The organism is Caballeronia jiangsuensis, assembly GCF_046030135.1.
Taxonomy (GTDB): Bacteria; Pseudomonadota; Gammaproteobacteria; order Burkholderiales; family Burkholderiaceae; genus Caballeronia; species Caballeronia jiangsuensis.
Genome location: NZ_JAQQDB010000059.1, coordinates 1 through 15,648, shown reverse-complemented (window position 1 = coordinate 15,648; position 15,648 = coordinate 1). Strand labels below are relative to the sequence as shown.

Annotated in this window: 11 protein-coding genes; 2 read left to right on the top strand and 9 right to left on the bottom strand. The window is 60.9% G+C overall.

The window, feature by feature from the left end; all coding sequences use genetic code 11:
• Positions 1-11 precede the first annotated feature (11 nt).
• The 9 genes from PQR08_RS35750 to PQR08_RS35710 form a co-directional block, all read right to left on the bottom strand.
• Positions 12-353 (bottom strand): FKBP-type peptidyl-prolyl cis-trans isomerase, encoded by a 342-nt coding sequence (locus PQR08_RS35750; RefSeq protein ID WP_035502329.1) that lies wholly within the window; start codon positions 351-353, stop codon positions 12-14.
• 96 nt (positions 354-449) lie between these two features.
• On the bottom strand, positions 450-1,865 hold the full coding sequence (locus PQR08_RS35745) for a hypothetical protein (RefSeq protein WP_187605525.1): 1,416 nt from the start codon (positions 1,863-1,865) through the stop codon (positions 450-452).
• 522 nt (positions 1,866-2,387) lie between these two features.
• On the bottom strand, positions 2,388-4,739 hold the full coding sequence (locus PQR08_RS35740) for a polysaccharide biosynthesis tyrosine autokinase (protein ID WP_250484308.1): 2,352 nt from the start codon (positions 4,737-4,739) through the stop codon (positions 2,388-2,390).
• 495 nt (positions 4,740-5,234) lie between these two features.
• A complete protein-coding gene (locus tag PQR08_RS35735) occupies positions 5,235-6,320 on the bottom strand; it encodes a glycosyl hydrolase (RefSeq protein WP_238214806.1) in 1,086 nt (361 codons plus the stop codon).
• Between the two features lie 43 nt (positions 6,321-6,363).
• The gene (locus tag PQR08_RS35730; RefSeq protein WP_250484309.1) at positions 6,364-7,464 is read right to left on the bottom strand and encodes a glycosyltransferase; all 1,101 of its coding nucleotides are present in this window, start codon (positions 7,462-7,464) and stop codon (positions 6,364-6,366) included.
• Between the two features lie 142 nt (positions 7,465-7,606).
• Complete coding sequence (locus PQR08_RS35725) at positions 7,607-8,686, bottom strand: glycosyltransferase family 4 protein (protein WP_250484310.1); 1,080 nt, start codon at positions 8,684-8,686, stop codon at positions 7,607-7,609.
• 9 nt (positions 8,687-8,695) lie between these two features.
• Positions 8,696-9,853 carry a glycosyltransferase gene (locus tag PQR08_RS35720; RefSeq protein ID WP_408164059.1) on the bottom strand — a complete coding sequence of 386 codons (1,158 nt, stop codon included), beginning with the start codon at positions 9,851-9,853 and terminating at the stop codon, positions 8,696-8,698.
• Between the two features lie 560 nt (positions 9,854-10,413).
• Complete coding sequence (locus PQR08_RS35715) at positions 10,414-10,575, bottom strand: hypothetical protein (protein WP_187605532.1); 162 nt, start codon at positions 10,573-10,575, stop codon at positions 10,414-10,416.
• 296 nt (positions 10,576-10,871) lie between these two features.
• A complete protein-coding gene (locus tag PQR08_RS35710; RefSeq protein ID WP_187605533.1) occupies positions 10,872-12,146 on the bottom strand; it encodes a flippase in 1,275 nt (424 codons plus the stop codon).
• Between the two features lie 819 nt (positions 12,147-12,965).
• Here PQR08_RS35710 and PQR08_RS35705 point away from each other — a divergent pair.
• Both PQR08_RS35705 and PQR08_RS35700 read left to right on the top strand, forming a co-directional pair.
• Positions 12,966-14,090, top strand: a complete 1,125-nt coding sequence (locus PQR08_RS35705) for a sensor histidine kinase (protein ID WP_313761180.1) — start codon at positions 12,966-12,968, stop codon at positions 14,088-14,090.
• Between the two features lie 61 nt (positions 14,091-14,151).
• Positions 14,152-15,516, top strand: a complete 1,365-nt coding sequence (locus PQR08_RS35700) for a hemolysin family protein (protein ID WP_238214796.1) — start codon at positions 14,152-14,154, stop codon at positions 15,514-15,516.
• Positions 15,517-15,648 lie beyond the last annotated feature (132 nt).

Sequence of the window (15,648 nt, the reverse complement as noted above, 5' to 3'; positions counted from 1 at the left end):
GCCGAGATCGCTCAGACGTCCAGCAGTTCCACTTCGAACACGAGCGTCGCGTTCGGCGGAATCACGCCGCCCGCGCCACGCGCGCCGTAGCCGAGTTGCGGCGGAATCGTGAGACGGCGCACGCCGCCCACCTTCATGCCCTGCACGCCTTCGTCCCAGCCCTTGATGACCATGCCGCCGCCCAGCACGAAGGCGAACGGGTCGTTGCGGTCCTTGCTCGAATCGAACTTCTGGCCGTCCGTGAGCCAGCCCGTATAGTGCACGCTGACCGTCTTGCCCGCGACGGCTTCAGCGCCCTCGCCAACGGTGACGTCTTCGTATTTGAGACCGGAATCGGTCGTGACAATCGACATGGTTGCTCCCTGGTTGCCCGGCCATCGCCGATGGATGGCCGGTGGTCGAAACCAACATTGTAGAACGTCGCAGGAAGCGGAGCCGGGCTCGGGCGATCAGAGATGCCGGCCGCGCGGGCCGAAGCGCGAGCCGATGCGCGGCCCGATCTCGGGCCTCACGTGCCTGCCGATGGCGGTGCCGATCGATGCGCCGTCCTGCGCATCGTGCATCGCGGCGGCAGCGGCCTTGTCCCCGACCTGCTGCCTCGCGATCTTGAGCGCGCGCACGCGCACGTACGCCATCGCGACCAGCGTCCAGGGCGCAAGATAGGCAAACTCGGGCACGGACACCATCATCATCGTCCAGGTCGCGGCGCAGCACTGGCGCAGCGCCATGCCGCGCGGGTCCCAGTCGAGCTTGAACGCCGGGTAAAGCATCAGCGAGCTGATGAATACCGTGCCGACGATACCCGTATTGACGAGCAGCGTCGAGAACAGATCGGTCGAGCGGATATAACCGAAGCCGATGCCGAAGATCTGATTGAGCGGCGACGCATTGAACCACAGGCGCATCGATTCGAGGAACAGCAGCGAGCGGTCCGAGCCCGACTCGGTTTTCTGTTCGAGCTTGTCCACCACCATCTGCTTGAAGAGATCGGCGATGTAATCCTGCAGGAGATACGCGATCACGCACAGAACGAAGAGGCCGATCAGCGCCTTGACCGGATTGATGCCGAGCTTGCGCACGCGGATGAGCGAATACACCGCATAACCGATCAGCACCGTCGACGACGTGGTCATGAGCAGCGACAGGCCGATCACCCATACCGGCCAGCGCACGCGCGACGTCGCGTTGAAGTAGACCCAGAACGGAAAGATGGACATCGCATACATCGACGGCTCGCCGGTGAGCGCCTTCAGGCGCTGGATCGGAATGCCCTTGATGTCGATCTGCTGGAACGAACTGCCGTTCACCGTGCCGTCCGAGCGCACGATGCCCTTGCCGAACTGATCGCCGAACGCGCGGTTCGAGACGAAGTCGCCCGGCTGGCCCGTGACGATGTAATAGGCCACCTCGAACATGCCGTACAGCGCGAACAGCGTGACGGCGGCGAGAATCCACTGGTCCCACGTCGGCTTGTAGTAGTGATACACATAAGCCGCATAGAGCACGACAGCCGACACGTAGATGGACTGCGTGAACATGCTCTTGCGCATGATGAAGGTGAAGGGATCCTTGTCGTCGACGAGCACGATCTTGCTGAAGTCGGGATCGAAGGGCGCCATCATGTCGGCGAGTTGCGACGTGCAGACCATCAGCAGCCACACGAGGATCGCCGCGCCGACGAAGTGCATCCAACTCTTGCGCGCGCGTCCGCCGAACAGCAGCACGAGCGGCACGGAGAGGAAGCACATCAGATAGCCGATCGTCGTGCCTTGAATCGACGGCATGACGAGGAACGACGTCACCGGCATCGCGAAGGCCCAGATTCGGTAGTACAGGTCGGTCAGCGCCGCTTTTTCTTTCATCATCGAAGGTTGGATGGGCCCGTTTCAAACGGGCTGTCGATCGTTATGAATGTCGGTGCGAACCATGCTCCATCGGTCATGCACGGCGCCGGAATGTCGCCAGCATAGCCAGCAGAATCACGAGCATCGAACGCGAGGGCAGGTCTGTCGTTTCTGCGAGCCGAACCTCTTCGACAACCGGGATGGGCGTCTGAACGGGCACGGGCTCCGGCGCCGGCAAGGGCTCAGCCTTGCGCACGCGATGAAAATCGCAATGCGGACACACGTTCATGCCCACGGCCACCTGCCTGCGGCAGCGCGGGCATTGCACGAGCCGATTCCTGAAGGAAAAAGGTCCGCTCATATGCGTGTCTCTCATCGACCCGGTTGACGGCGCGAGCGCGTCGAAGCCTTCGAATCTACCCTCGCGGACAAGACGTATGAACAATCGAACACGTCCCACGGCCAGCGTTACAACGCAATGCGCCGCGTGACGGGCACGCGGCGCGATGCCTTCAACCTCTACGCTTCATTATGCGCGCGCCGTTAATGCGCCGACTTGAACGAACTCGTATATGCCGCCGCATAACCATAACTGCGACGATTGCTCGGGCGTCGCGGAATCGCATTGAACACCGAGCCGACGAGCCTGCCGCCCGAACGCTGCACCTTCTTCACGGTCTCCTCGATCTCTTCCTCGCTCTGGATGCCCGAGCGCAGCACGAGCACTGTCGAACCCGCGTCGCTCGCGACGATCGCCGCGTCGGTCACGACGAGGAACGGCGGCGTATCGAGGATCACGAGATCGAACTGATCACTCATGCGCGCAAGCATGTTGCGAAAGCCCGGCATCATCAGCAGCTCGGAAGGATTCTCCGGATAGCCGCCGCACGACATGAACGACAGCCCCGGCACGCCGACATAGCGGATCGCGTCGCCGAGCGCCAGTTCGCCCTTGAGCACTTCCGATAGACCGCCCGGATTCGACTGCTTGAAGAACGAGGCGATATGACCGCGCCGCATGTCGCCGTCGATCAGCAGCACGCGCAGCCCGATTTCCGCGAGCAGCACCGACAGATTCGCCGCGACGAAGCTCTTGCCCGCCGACGGAATCGGGCCTGTCAGCATCACGATGTTGTTCGGCGCATTGGCGAGATCGCGATACAGCTCCGTGCGCACGGCGCGCAGCGCCTCGATCGCCGGATCGTGCGGGAAGCGCGTGGCGAGCACGCGGGCATCGCGATCCGTGTCGGCGACGTGCGGCATCGCGAACGCGTCGTGCTCCGGCAGATGAACATAGGGCAGCGCCTTCGGTGGACCACTGTTTTGCGCCCCTGAGTAAGTGAGCGGCGCATGTTCGACCGGCGATACGGCGATCTCGTGATCGAGCATGGCTTGCTGCCGGCTGTACAGCACTTCTCCCAGCACGGGCACCGAAAGACGGCGCTCGACGAACATCGGATCGGTCACGCCGATCATCGCGTGGCGGCGCAGGAAGATGAAGAACGTGCCGATGAAGAAGCCGAGGCCCGTGCCCGCGGCGATCACCAGCGACTTGTGCGGTTTAACCGGACGATACGGGCGCAGCGCGTTATCGACGATATGCGCGCCGCCGCTCGTGCTCGCACGCCGCACGGAAAGCTCCTGCGCCTTGTTCACCATGCCCATGTAAATGGTTTCGGCCACGCGCGCGTCACGCGTGAGGGTCGCGTTCTGACGTTCCGAAGCAGGCATGCTGTCGAAGCGCTGCTGAATCTGCTTGTTCGATGCCTCCAGCTCAGAGATCTGCTGATTCAGATTGACCACTTGCGGGCTGCTCGGCTGGAAGCGCTGCAAGGCTTGCGTGCGCTGCAGCTTGAGCGTGGCCAGTTGCTGCATCGATACGATGCTGCCTTGCAGATACGCCTGCGCTTCGTTGAGCGGTTGCACCGACTGCGATTTGGAACGGAACGAGCTCAGGTTGCCCTCCGCGCGCCGCAGATCGCTTTCGAGGCGCGGCAGTTCTCCGCGGATGAATTCGAGCGTCTTCGTGTCGTTCGCCTGGCGCGCCTGAACGGCCGCGGTCAGATACGCCTGGCCGAGCGCGTTCGCGACATCGGCGGTCAGCGCGGGATCGTCGGCGTTGAAGGTGATCTGCACGACGCCCGTGTCTTTCGCGGACTCGGCCACCTTCATCGACTTCTTCATGAGCGCGATTGCATCGAGCGTATTGAGGCGCGTCACGTCGAAGTGCACGCCCGGATGGCCGAGCGCGCCGTTGACGAGAATCGACACGCCGTTCGCCGATGCCGGACGGCCGATCGTGCCGCGCAGAAGCATCGCGCCATCGGGATCGCGCAACTCGTACTGGTTGTTGTCGAGCAGAACGAGATCGAGCTTCTGGTCTTCGAGCGCGGGCGGCACGTCGAGGCGGCCGATCTGCAGCGATTCGCCGCCCCAGCCGTATGAATCGAGGCCGAACCATGCGGGAGACAGATGTCCCTTCTTCGCGAAGATATCCGCGATCTGGCCGAGCACGGGGAACGTGGTCGGCTTGACCTTGATGTCGAAGTGGAACTGCTTCACGACGGGTTCGAGCACCGAGCGGCTTTGCATCACGGAGATTTCCGCGGGCGCGAGCTGGTTGACCGTCGGCTGAGACTGCTGCATCTGCATCTGGTTTTGCGGCGCGATGCCGAGCGCGTTCGGATCGGGTGGATCAACGCGCACGACGACGTCCGAAGAATAGATGGGCGTGGCAAGAAATGCATACGCGGTCGCGAGCGCGGCCGTGATCCCGATGAACAGGAACAGGATGCCAAGGTGATCGCGCAGGAGCCTGAGCATGTCGCTCGCGGTGAATTCACCGTCGTCCTTGCCGGGGCGCGAAGATCCGGAGTTCACATAGAGGGTGTTCAAAGGCGCCGTCCTCAGTTCGATAAGTTGACCGTTGTTTCCCGGGCCGAGAAAAACAGAGAGCCCGCGCGGCATGTCCGCGGTACGTCTTGCGTGTTGTTGATCCGGCCTATGGCCGTCGGAACTTCCAGACTAAAGACGCGAGAGGCTCTGAAAAGCGGGCGAAGCACATGTTGCTTCGAGGTCGCATGACGAAGCACGTCGGCTCGTCGGAGTGCGATATCTGCCAGGAGCACACTCCGTGCCTCGGCATCGCGCCTCAAGATTCGGCGGATGAAACTCGCGAATCCCGTTACGAATCGCTTGCTGTCAAACGATACGGTAAGTCTGGAAAATAAAGCGTCAAGGCTATCTTCCGGGTCCAAACTGCACGCGTCTGTTGAGTAGCGAACATAACGGGCATGGTAAGGGCGGGTACGCCACTTGCGCCCCCGCTCTTTCGCGCGATAATTTGCAGTTTTGCCCATGCTTTATTTGTCGTACCAAAGTGTCGATTTCCTACGGCATCGGGTTGGCCTTGATGAAATCCCGCACGGTATCGAAGCGAGATTTGCGCGTTTTACCGTCGTCCTGGATCACACCGTAGTTGCCATCGCCGCCGTAGCGCTGGTCGTCATATAGCTCGTACAATGTCACGTTCTGTATGTTGTAAGTCTTCGCGAGCGACACGAATCCCTTCAATGCATCCTTGCCGACGAGATAGCCGGCCGGGTCCGCGTGCGTCGGCCGCACGCCGTACTCGGTGATCCAGATGGGCTTGCCGTAGCTGTCGCGCAGGCGCTCGAGCACGTTGACCTTCTTGTCGCCGGCCGCAGTGATCGATCCCATGTTCGAATACCAGTGCCACGCGGTGATGTCCCAGTGGGGAATGGGATGACCGCGCGTGCCGTCGGGCTGCGTGCCCGCATATAGCATGTCGGTGAAGCCGTAATGCAGCCAGCTGAACGATGTCAGCAGGATCTTCGCGTCCGGATTCGTTTCGCGTATGCCTTTGATCAGACCGAGGATCGAGCCGCGCGCTTTCATGAACTTCGCGTTGTCGTAGTCCTGCGGATGCTCGCCGCTGCGGTCCGAGCCGAGTATCGTCCAGTTGTCGTACTCGTTGCCGACCTGATAGTACGTAACGAGGCCCTTCAGTACGCGCCCCGCCGTCTTCCCTAAAGCATAGCCGCGCTCGAAGGTTTCCTGCTCGTTTGCGCGCTTTTCCGGCTCGAAGGGCGTAACGAGCGCGAGCACGCCGACGCATTGTTTCGCCGCCGCGCGCGCGAAATCCGCGACCATGTGAGCGCTTTGCTCGCTCGATACATCTTGCGCGTACATCGTGACGCCGAGATCGCGAAGCTGTGAAATCTGCAAGGCGTAGTCGCTCATGCCGTACGCGCCGTGATGTTCCAGATGCCCCGCGATACCGTAGAACACACCTTTCGATCCATTGCCGCAAGCGATTTTCGGCGACGCGACGTTCGCGGCGTGCTCCGCGGAGTTCGCCGAATGACTGCTGTGATACGCGTCGGATGTGCCGCCGCGCGCGTAGATCAGCACCGATGCGCAGCAAAGCGCACCAAACAGGGATATGGCAGCCACCAAAGTTCGCATCGATGTTCGGCCCTCGAAAAAGTGCGCGCTGTCATTCGATCAGCACATTGGAATGTCGCGGCGTGGACTGAGCGCCCATGTCGCGCGCGGCGCTCTCTTGCAGCAAGACGTTTTGCGCCTGCTCGTCGAATGCTTCGCGCGAGAAGCGATGTCTGAATGCACGCGCGAGCGCGGCGAGCGGAAGATCACGCGCTGCGAAGATGCGTTCGACGAATGCATCGTGATCGTGCGCGGGGAACAGCAGCGCGTCGGGCAGATATGAATCGAGGCCCGACACACGCGATACGACGATCGGCCGTTGCGCGAGCACCGCTTCGATCATCACGAGCGGCACGCCTTCATATGCGGAAGGCAGCACGAGCGCATCGCTCGCGACGATCCAGGGAAGCACGTCCTTCTGCGGCCCGACCATGCGCACGCACGCGGACAGCGCCGGGCTCGCGTCGATCATGGCTTGCAGGCGCGCCGCATCCGGTCCTTCGCCGACGATCAGCACGAGCGTACGCCCGAATGCATCGGCGTGACGCTCGATGGCCTGCATCAGAAAGTCCTGACGCTTCTGTTTGAAGTTGATTCGGCCGATATGCGCGATGATCGTCGTGCCTTCGTCGGGCAAGCCGAGCGAGGCGCGCGCGGCTTCTTTCGTGAGCGTCGTGCGGCTGAAGCGGTCGTCGACATAGTTCTCGAGGACCATCGCGCGCGCATTGGGCGCGAGCGCCTTCAGCTTGCCGCGCAAATGATCGTTCAGCGTGACGTACTCGTGCGGCGCGCGATACAGCGCGCGCTTGACGAGCCATTTGATCTTGCCGGGACCGCCCGCGTTCGCGGGAGCATCGTCGACGAGCGGCAGATAGCTTACCGCCGTGGTACGCGCCTGACGCGCGGCGAAGAGTCCCGCGAGACCGGAAGCGATCGTGCCTTGCGCAATGAGCAGCTTGTTCAGCCGCAGCGCGCGCAGTTTCACCGCGGTCGCGCGGACCGTGCGCCACAGCGCGAAGACATCGCCGCGTATCGATTCCGCCGTATGCGGAAGCCCGATCGTCTTCACTTTCGGATGCGCGTTCGCCAGGTCGCTGACGTAGCGATACAGCGGCTCGTTCGCGGTCGGCACGAGGATATGCAAAGTCTTCACATGAGTGCTCGCGATGAGCGCAAGCATGAACCGTTTAAGCATCTTTTCGTGGCCGCCGTTGATACCCGAGTCACAATAAATTCCCAACTTCACCAGCTCTTTCCCCCTCGAAATGCGTCTGTGTTCGTAGCACCGCTTGGTCTCACGGCTTGTCGATGAACTGCATCAGCAGGCGGGCGCTCTCCGTCCAGCGGAAGCGCTCGGCGTGCGCGAGGCCGCGACGCTTGAGGTCTTCGCTCAACTCGGGCGAAGCCAGCAGCTCGCCCAACTTGTTTGAAATATCTTCGACCGAATAGGGATCGCAATAGATCGATGCGTCGCCGCATGTCTCCGGCAATGCGGCCGCACGCCCGACGAGCGTCGGGCAGCCGTTGCGCATCGCTTCCAGAGGTGGAATGCCGAAGCCTTCGTAAATTGAAGGATAGAGGAAGCATGCGGCGCGCTGGTAGAGCGCTCTCAGCTTTTCATCGCTGACATAGCCCGCCTGCTTGATGTTTGGCGCACTCGACAGATCATGTGCCTTGCCGAAGATCGCGGCATTCTTCATACCCACGATCACGAGATCGATCGAAGGATCGTTCAGACGCATGAATGCTTCGACGAGGCGCTTGAAGTTCTTCGTCGGATTCATGCTGCTCACGGCAAGCACGTAACGGCGGTCCGTGAGATTCAGTTCTTCGATCACGGATGCATCGGGCATGATGTGATCGAGATGATCGGCTGCGAGCGGCACCACGCCGATGCGCTCCGCAGGCACGCCGACATGATGCGCGAGCCGGTCGCGCGAGAACTTCGAATTGGTCAGCACGCAACTCGACGTGCGCGCGAGGATCCAGAACATCACGTGATACCAGGTGCGAAACTTCCACGAGAAGTGCGCGGGCGTGTCGAACACCGCGGCATCGTGCATATAGATGATCTGGTTCGCGCGAAAGATCGAGCCCGAGTTCGAGAGATTCACGATACGCGAGCGCCCGGCGAAGAGCGGCAACACGATCTGCTCCCAGAAGACGCCCTTGCCGAAGCCTAGCTTCACGGTCTCGACACCTTGCACGGGATCGAGTCCGCTTTGCGGCGGCACCGCGAGCGTCACATGGGAGCCTTGGGGCAATTGCACGAGCGCAGCGACGAGTTCGCGCGCGACGCGTTGTACGCCCGTGGTCTTCTGGCTCGTGAAGCGTCCGTTATAGACGAGCTTGTTGCTGGCGATGGATGTGTCCATATCAGGGCGTCAGAACTGTGAATCGGAGCTGGTTTCATAGGCGATCTCATCGGCATCGAGCGGCGCGCGCGCGTGCTTGACGGAGTCGAACTCGTACATCGAAAGCCATTGACGGAAGATCGCGTCCATCGAAAAGCGCTTGCTCGCAGATGCCCTGGCCTCGGCGCCCATGCGTGCGCGAAGCGACGAGTCGTCGCGCAACAACGCGATGTACTTCGCCATATCTTCCACGCTCGATGCGACGAAGCCCGTCACGCCATGCTGAACGACATCGCGATTGCCCACGACATCGGTCACGACGGCGGGAATGCCCGCGACCTGCGCCTCGATGAGTGCGATAGGCATGCCCTCCCATCGCGATGTCTGCACATAGATATCGAGCCCTGACGTGAGTTCGAGCGCACGATCGCGCGTGACCCAGCCGCTGCACGCTACGGCGTCTTTAGGCGTTCCCGCAGGCAACTCGTCTTCATTGCCGCCGATCCACAAGAAGCGGACGGACGCGTCGCGCAGTTCGGTGGCGAGCTTCACGAAGGCCTCATGATTCTTTTGAAACATGGCGCGGCCGCTCATGCCGATAAGAATCCCGCCGGCGCTCTTGTCGATGCGCGGCGGAATCTCCGGCACGTTCACGCCGTTTTCGATCATGCGTGCGCGACGCGCGCGCATCTTCGTCTCGATCTCCGCAAGCTCACTCTTCGAACATGCGACGATGGTTCCGCCCAGTCGCGCGGCGATGCGCTCGAAGCTCAGATAAGCGAACTGCTTCGCGGGCGATACGTCACGCCGCAGGAACGCGAGGCCATGCGGCGAATAGAACACGCGTGCGCGTGGCGCGGCGATGCGCGCGGCGGCACGTCCCAGAACGCCCGCCTTCGACGAATGCAGATGAATCACGGACGGATCGCACTCCTTCAGCTTGCGGGCCAGGTTCCACAGGCTGCTCAGATCGTTCTTCATGCTCACTTCGCGGAACATGCTGACGTAGGTTAGCTTTACCGCAGGATGAAAGAGCTTCGCGAAGTTATTCGGTGTTTCCTGCCGGATCGAATGAAGGATCGTTACGCCGACACCGGCCGCCGCCGCGCGGTTCGATAGCTGGGTCAGCATGGACAGCACACCGCCGCCGAAGGCCTCGGTGATATGGACGATCTCTTTCATATTCAACTCTTCGATTGGCGTCTCGCCGAGCACCCGCGGCAATACGCAATGTGAAGGAATGGCCTAATCGTTATGGAAGATGACGCGACACACTCGCTTGGGGCGAACGCATCCCGGGTGGTCGTTCATGACCACCTCGAGGAACATGAAAGGCCGGGATGTGCGTGTCGGAGTACTAATCGCGCGCAGATGTAATACGCGCGCGATAAATACACACGAGATCCGGCATAGCATTACGCGTTCCTTGCGCACGGGATGCGAGGAACTCCATCAAGCCTGATAACAGGCCTGGATTTACCTGCCGCAGAATCCCGGACCAGTCAATTTGGCCGGATGGGCGCCCCGATGTCGGTCTTTGCGAAGATTGTTCTGCGTCGCGCCGAAAGCACAGTTCAGCCATTGAAGCAGCCTTTCTGCAGCGGGACGTAAAGCCGATAGGTCAGTAAAAGATCTGAGTTCTTCAGAGCCGGAGCCGTCGTTCGCCGGCTTGAGCACATTCCTCGGTCCGTGCCCGGGACGTTATCGACGCCAGCGTTCCTGTGCTGACGTATACGAATTCGTGAAGCTTATTTCGTGGCGGCCGCATTCTGCTGAGCAATCGCCGTTTCGCATATCTGTAGAAGGATTTGCAGATCCTTGAGTGGCACCGCGACTGATTGCATGCGCAGGCTCTCGGCTTGATCGGCTAACTTTTGCACATGCTCGACTGACGTTTCATCCGTTTCCATTCGGCAGGCTCGCTTAATTAAACACTGTTTGGACCATTAAGATATCGGCTCGAACTGCATAGGTCGGTTCGTTGACTCACATACTTAAATGCAACTTTTGGAGTAGAGCGCAATCAAATGCGTCTAATGCGCGCTTGGCGTGCAATACAATGCTTTGTGAAAGCCAATCATTTGAAAAACGCGTTAACAAATAGAATCACTTGTTACCGTTTATAACACGTCAATTTGTTCATTGCCGAAAGCGCAAATAAACATTACGCCGATCCTGATATCCACATCGCATTTCTACATACGGTTCACGTGGTACCCGAACCCGCTCTTTCGGTAATCGGACGCTTGAGCAGCGACACGCCTTGCAGATGCAGCGTGAAGGCCATCGCCGCCGCCGCCAGCGTCTCGACAATCAGCACCGTGGCCGCCGCACCCTGTTCGCCGAAGAGCTTCGCCAGCACGGCGAGCAAGCCGAAATTCAGCACGGCGGACGCCATCAGCACGCGGCTGAACTGCGCCTTCATGCCGAGCGGAAGCATGGTCTGAACACCGAAGAGATCCGTGAGGCCGACCATCAACGGTACGAACGCCATCCAACGCAACACTTCTACGGTAGGCAAGAACTTCGGTCCATACAAGAGTTTTACCGCAAGTGGTGCGCCGAAGAAAATGCAGACCGAGATCAGCGACACGATCAAGCCCTGCACGACGAACATCTTGCGCAGGAAAGCGAAGGCATCGTCCTTTGCATGATGCATGAGAAAGCTCACGCGCGGGTACGCCGCGGTCTTGAGCGGCGAGAGCATGTTCAATGCCGCGCGGATCAGCTTGTCGCCCGCGGCGAAGTAGCCGGCCGCGACGTTGCCCGAAATGAACGTGAGCAGCACGATGTTACTCGATGCATAAATATCGACGATGGAGGTCGCCATGTACACGCTCCAGCCGTCCTTCAGACGACCGAAGATGGTCTTGAACGACACGGGCACGAAGTCGAGTTCGCGACGGAAATACAGATACGTGCAGATCGCAATGCCCGATAGCAGCGGAACCAGCGCATTGACGGCCATCGCGATATCGACATCGTCGTGCTCGCGCACGAAGATATACATAGCAGGAATGCTGAGCGCACGTCCGATGAATACGAATCCGCTCAACATGCCGAGATCTTCGATACCTTGAAAATACCACGTAGGAATCAGCATCGCACCGATCGGCATGCCATAGCCGATGATCAGCAACTCGCGATACTCTCTCAGCGAAGGTATGAACGACGTCAGCGCGAGCAGGACGAAGAAGCCGGCACCCGCGAGCGCGGCCTGCGTGATGATGGTTTCCCAGAAGATCTTCGAGCGCTGTTCGCGGCTCGCCCGATTGATGGACACTTTCGGCGTCGCGGTCAGGGAGAAGCTGAAATTCGCGAGCGAGATGAAGTAGGCGACAAAGGCCAGGCAAAATGAAAGGCGTCCATATCCGTCCGGACCGAGGACGCGCGCAAGCCACGGCAGCGTCAGCAGCGGTGCAAGGTAGGTGGACACCTGCAACGTCATCAGGATCGTGAAGTTCTTTCGGAATGAAGCCATTGAACGGTTTTTTCCCCGGCTGGAGCGCAGCATGTTTTATGACTATGACGCAGGGTTATGAACCCTGCAGGCTCGCCTGTGTTTGGCAGCCTTTGCGTGACAGCGCCTGCAGCGAATAGTTTCGCCCGAGCGACGTGTCGTCAATGCGACGCGGGGCCAAAGAGGTCTGTGCGCCCACGCCTTGGCCTGGCTTCGGGGCACTTCGTATCGAAGGAAATGCGCCGGTTCCGGATGGTCGATAACTTCCGGAGAGGACGCAAGCGTATGAAAGAAGCTATTAAACAAGAGAAAAATGTATCTATCAGTGGGGTTGCGCACGCAAGACCGGTTCCAGCGTGCGATCGTTCGGTTGAAATTTGCGCCAAGTGCTGGTAGGAAAACATGGATGCGCGGCGATGGATCGTCTTCAAAGCGACATCCGTCGCAATGCAATCTCGACCGTTCTCAATGATCGGGATATCACGACTATATTCTTGCAAGCGTGCTAGTCGGGAAAAAAATAAATCGCCCACGCGAAACTCATATATCAAAGCTTCAAAAATCGAATTAATAGCAATCCGATATTTTCCATAGCCCGTTGCGTGCGCGCGCCCTGAAACGGCACGCAATTCTCGGTCCGGCCACGCCGGGCGTGCACAAGAATTGCTACCGTCTGGCGGCGGGGCGCGCGGCGCGCCCGCCGCGTGCGTCGTAGGCGCTCACATATAATGACCTGCAAGGGGCTTCATCCGCCGGCCCATTCTTCAGGCCAGACGAGCAGTGCGGCGGCGCATCTCGCGACATCAACCGCAACACCGAAACACGCAAGGAACCATAACCGTGACAACGTCTTTTTCCAGTACGGTCGAGCCCGAAGGCGACAAGGCTTTCGATGCGGCCGTCGCAGGAAACGACGGCGTGCTGGTGCTCGACGCCGCCCAGCGATGCCTCTCCGCCGACGCCGTCTTCACCCATCTCTTCGATCTCGATCCCGCTGCGCTGAGCGGCCGCCTGCTTGCCGATACCCCGTTGCCCCGTCCGCTCACCGCCGCGCTTGCTGCGGCTGCGGATGCCGCGCTCGCGGGCAACGGCACGCGTCGCGCGCATGTGACGTTCGGCGAGGGCGACGAGAGTCGCGCCTTCTCGATCATCGCGCTGCCGGGTCCGGATTGCGTGACGCTGATCGTGTCGGCGGCGGCGTGCACATCGGATGACGAACATGGCGGCGCGGATCGCGTCGCGCATCTGCGTGCCGAGGCCGCGCTCTTCATGCGCGATCATGTGCTCTCGGTCGTATCGCATGATCTGCGCGGACCGCTCAACGCGATCCATAGCTGGGGTTACGTGCTCGAACGAAAGGTCGACGCCAACGATCCCGCCGCGCAGCGCGCGCTCGCGGGTATTCGATCGGGCGTCGAACAGCAGGTGAAGCTGATCGAGCAGTCGGTCGATACGACGCGCGCCGAAACCAAGGCGTTGCAAGTCGCGCTCGCGCCCGTCGCGTTACGTCCGCTGCTCGAAAAGAGCGCGGCGCTCGCGCGTGCCAGCGTGGCGCGTGCGCGTGGCGTGACGATCGAGATCGACTCGCCGCTTGCGGAAGAGCAACTCGAAGGCGATGCAGAGCGGCTGCTGCAGACGCTCTGGCTCATGCTTGCATTCGCCGCCGAGGCGAGCCCGTCGGGCGCGGCCGTGCGTGCGTCGAGCAATATCGAGGGCAGCATGTGGCGCACGGACGTGCGCTTCAGCGCGTCGGCGCGGGCGCTTGGCGATCCGGCATCGCCTCATGTGCTCGAAGCCTTCGCGCGCCGGCAGGCATTGGAGCCGCGCGAAGGCGGGCGCATTGCGTGGGGCCTCGCGCTGTGCAAGCGCGTGGCCGAGGCGCATGGCGGCGCGTTCGAGCACAGCGACATCGCGGATAACGCGGAGGTCACGCTGTCGGTGCGCGTGCCGGTCGCGGGGATGTAAATTGACTTTCGATCAGCTGTCGCCCATATACTGACGCTTTCCACTTTCGAAGAGAGTTGCTTTGGCTCAGGTTGTCGCGCTGATCGGCGCATTGTTGCTCGTCGCGCTGAATGGTTTCTTCGTCGCGGCGGAGTTCGGGCTCGTCAAGCTGCGGCCCACGCGCGTCAAGGCGCTCGCGCGCACCAACGGCCTTCCCGGCCGACTGCTCGCGAAGGTGCATGGGCAGCTCGATGCCTATCTGTCCGCATGTCAGCTCGGCATTACGCTGGCATCGCTCGGGCTCGGCTGGATCGGCGAGCCCGCGTTCGCGACGCTGCTTCATCCGCTCTTCTCGCTGCTCGGCGTCGAATCGGAGAAGCTCATCGAAACGGTGTCGCTCTTCTTCGCGTTCACGGTCATTTCGTTTCTGCATATCGTCGTCGGCGAACTGGCGCCCAAGTCCTGGGCCATTCGTCGCGCGGAGCAGGTGGGCCTGTGGCTCGCCACGCCGCTTTACGGCTTTTACTGGGTGATGTACCCGTTCATCTGGGTGCTGAACACGAGCGCGAACTTCGTGCTGCGGCTCTTCGGCATATCGGCGGAACACGGACACGATGCACATTACTCCACCGACGAGCTCAAGCTGATCCTGCGCGGACGGCGTCATGGCGGCGCGTCTTCGTATAACGAGGACGAGTGGAACACGATCGCGCATTCGCTCGACTTCAGCCGCATGACGGTGTCTGACCTGATGCGTCCGGCGCACGAACTCGTCGGACTGCGCAATGATTTGCCGATGCGCGACAACCTCGCCGTGATCTCGCGGCATCGCTTTTCGCGCTATCCGCTTTTCGCCGATGCATCGGGCGAGCGCGTGATCGGCATGATCCATCTGAAGGACTTGTTGCTTGCGGGCGATGGCGCTCCGCGCGGCTTCCACTTCACCTTTTCGAAGGATGCCGCCGAGAAGATCGACAAGCTGTCGCGGCATGTGCGGCCGGTGCAATATGTCGCGCCGAACCTGTCGGCGCTCGAACTGTTTCGACGCTTTCGCAAGGGCGCGCCGCATCTGGCGATCGTCGGGCGCAAGGGGGCGAAGCCCATCGGCTTCATCACGCTCGATAACCTGCTTGGCGCGCTTGTCGGACAGATTCACGACGAGTTTCGTCAGGGCGATGCCGACTGGTCGCGTATGGACGACGGCACGTTGATGGGCAAGGGGAGCTTGCCGGTGGTTTCTCTTGAGCGGGCGCTCGGCATCGATATCGATGAAGGGCGCGCGGAGTCGGTTGGCGGGCTCGTCATCAATGCGCTGGGGGATTTGCCCTCCGAAGGGCAACGGGTCGAGTTCGATCGGTTCGATATCGTGGTCAAGAAGATGAAGGGGCCGAGGATTGTTCTCGTGAGGGTTTATCCGCGGGAGGAGGCGCTTGAGGAAGCGGACTGACTTGGGGGTTTTTTGTGTCGCCGGATCCCGTATTCGTGTCGGTTTATTAGCACTGCCCCTGTGCGGGGCGGCAGTTACTTTCTTTGCTGCTGCAAAGAAAGTAACCAAAGAAACAGCTATCCCCAGCCTAAG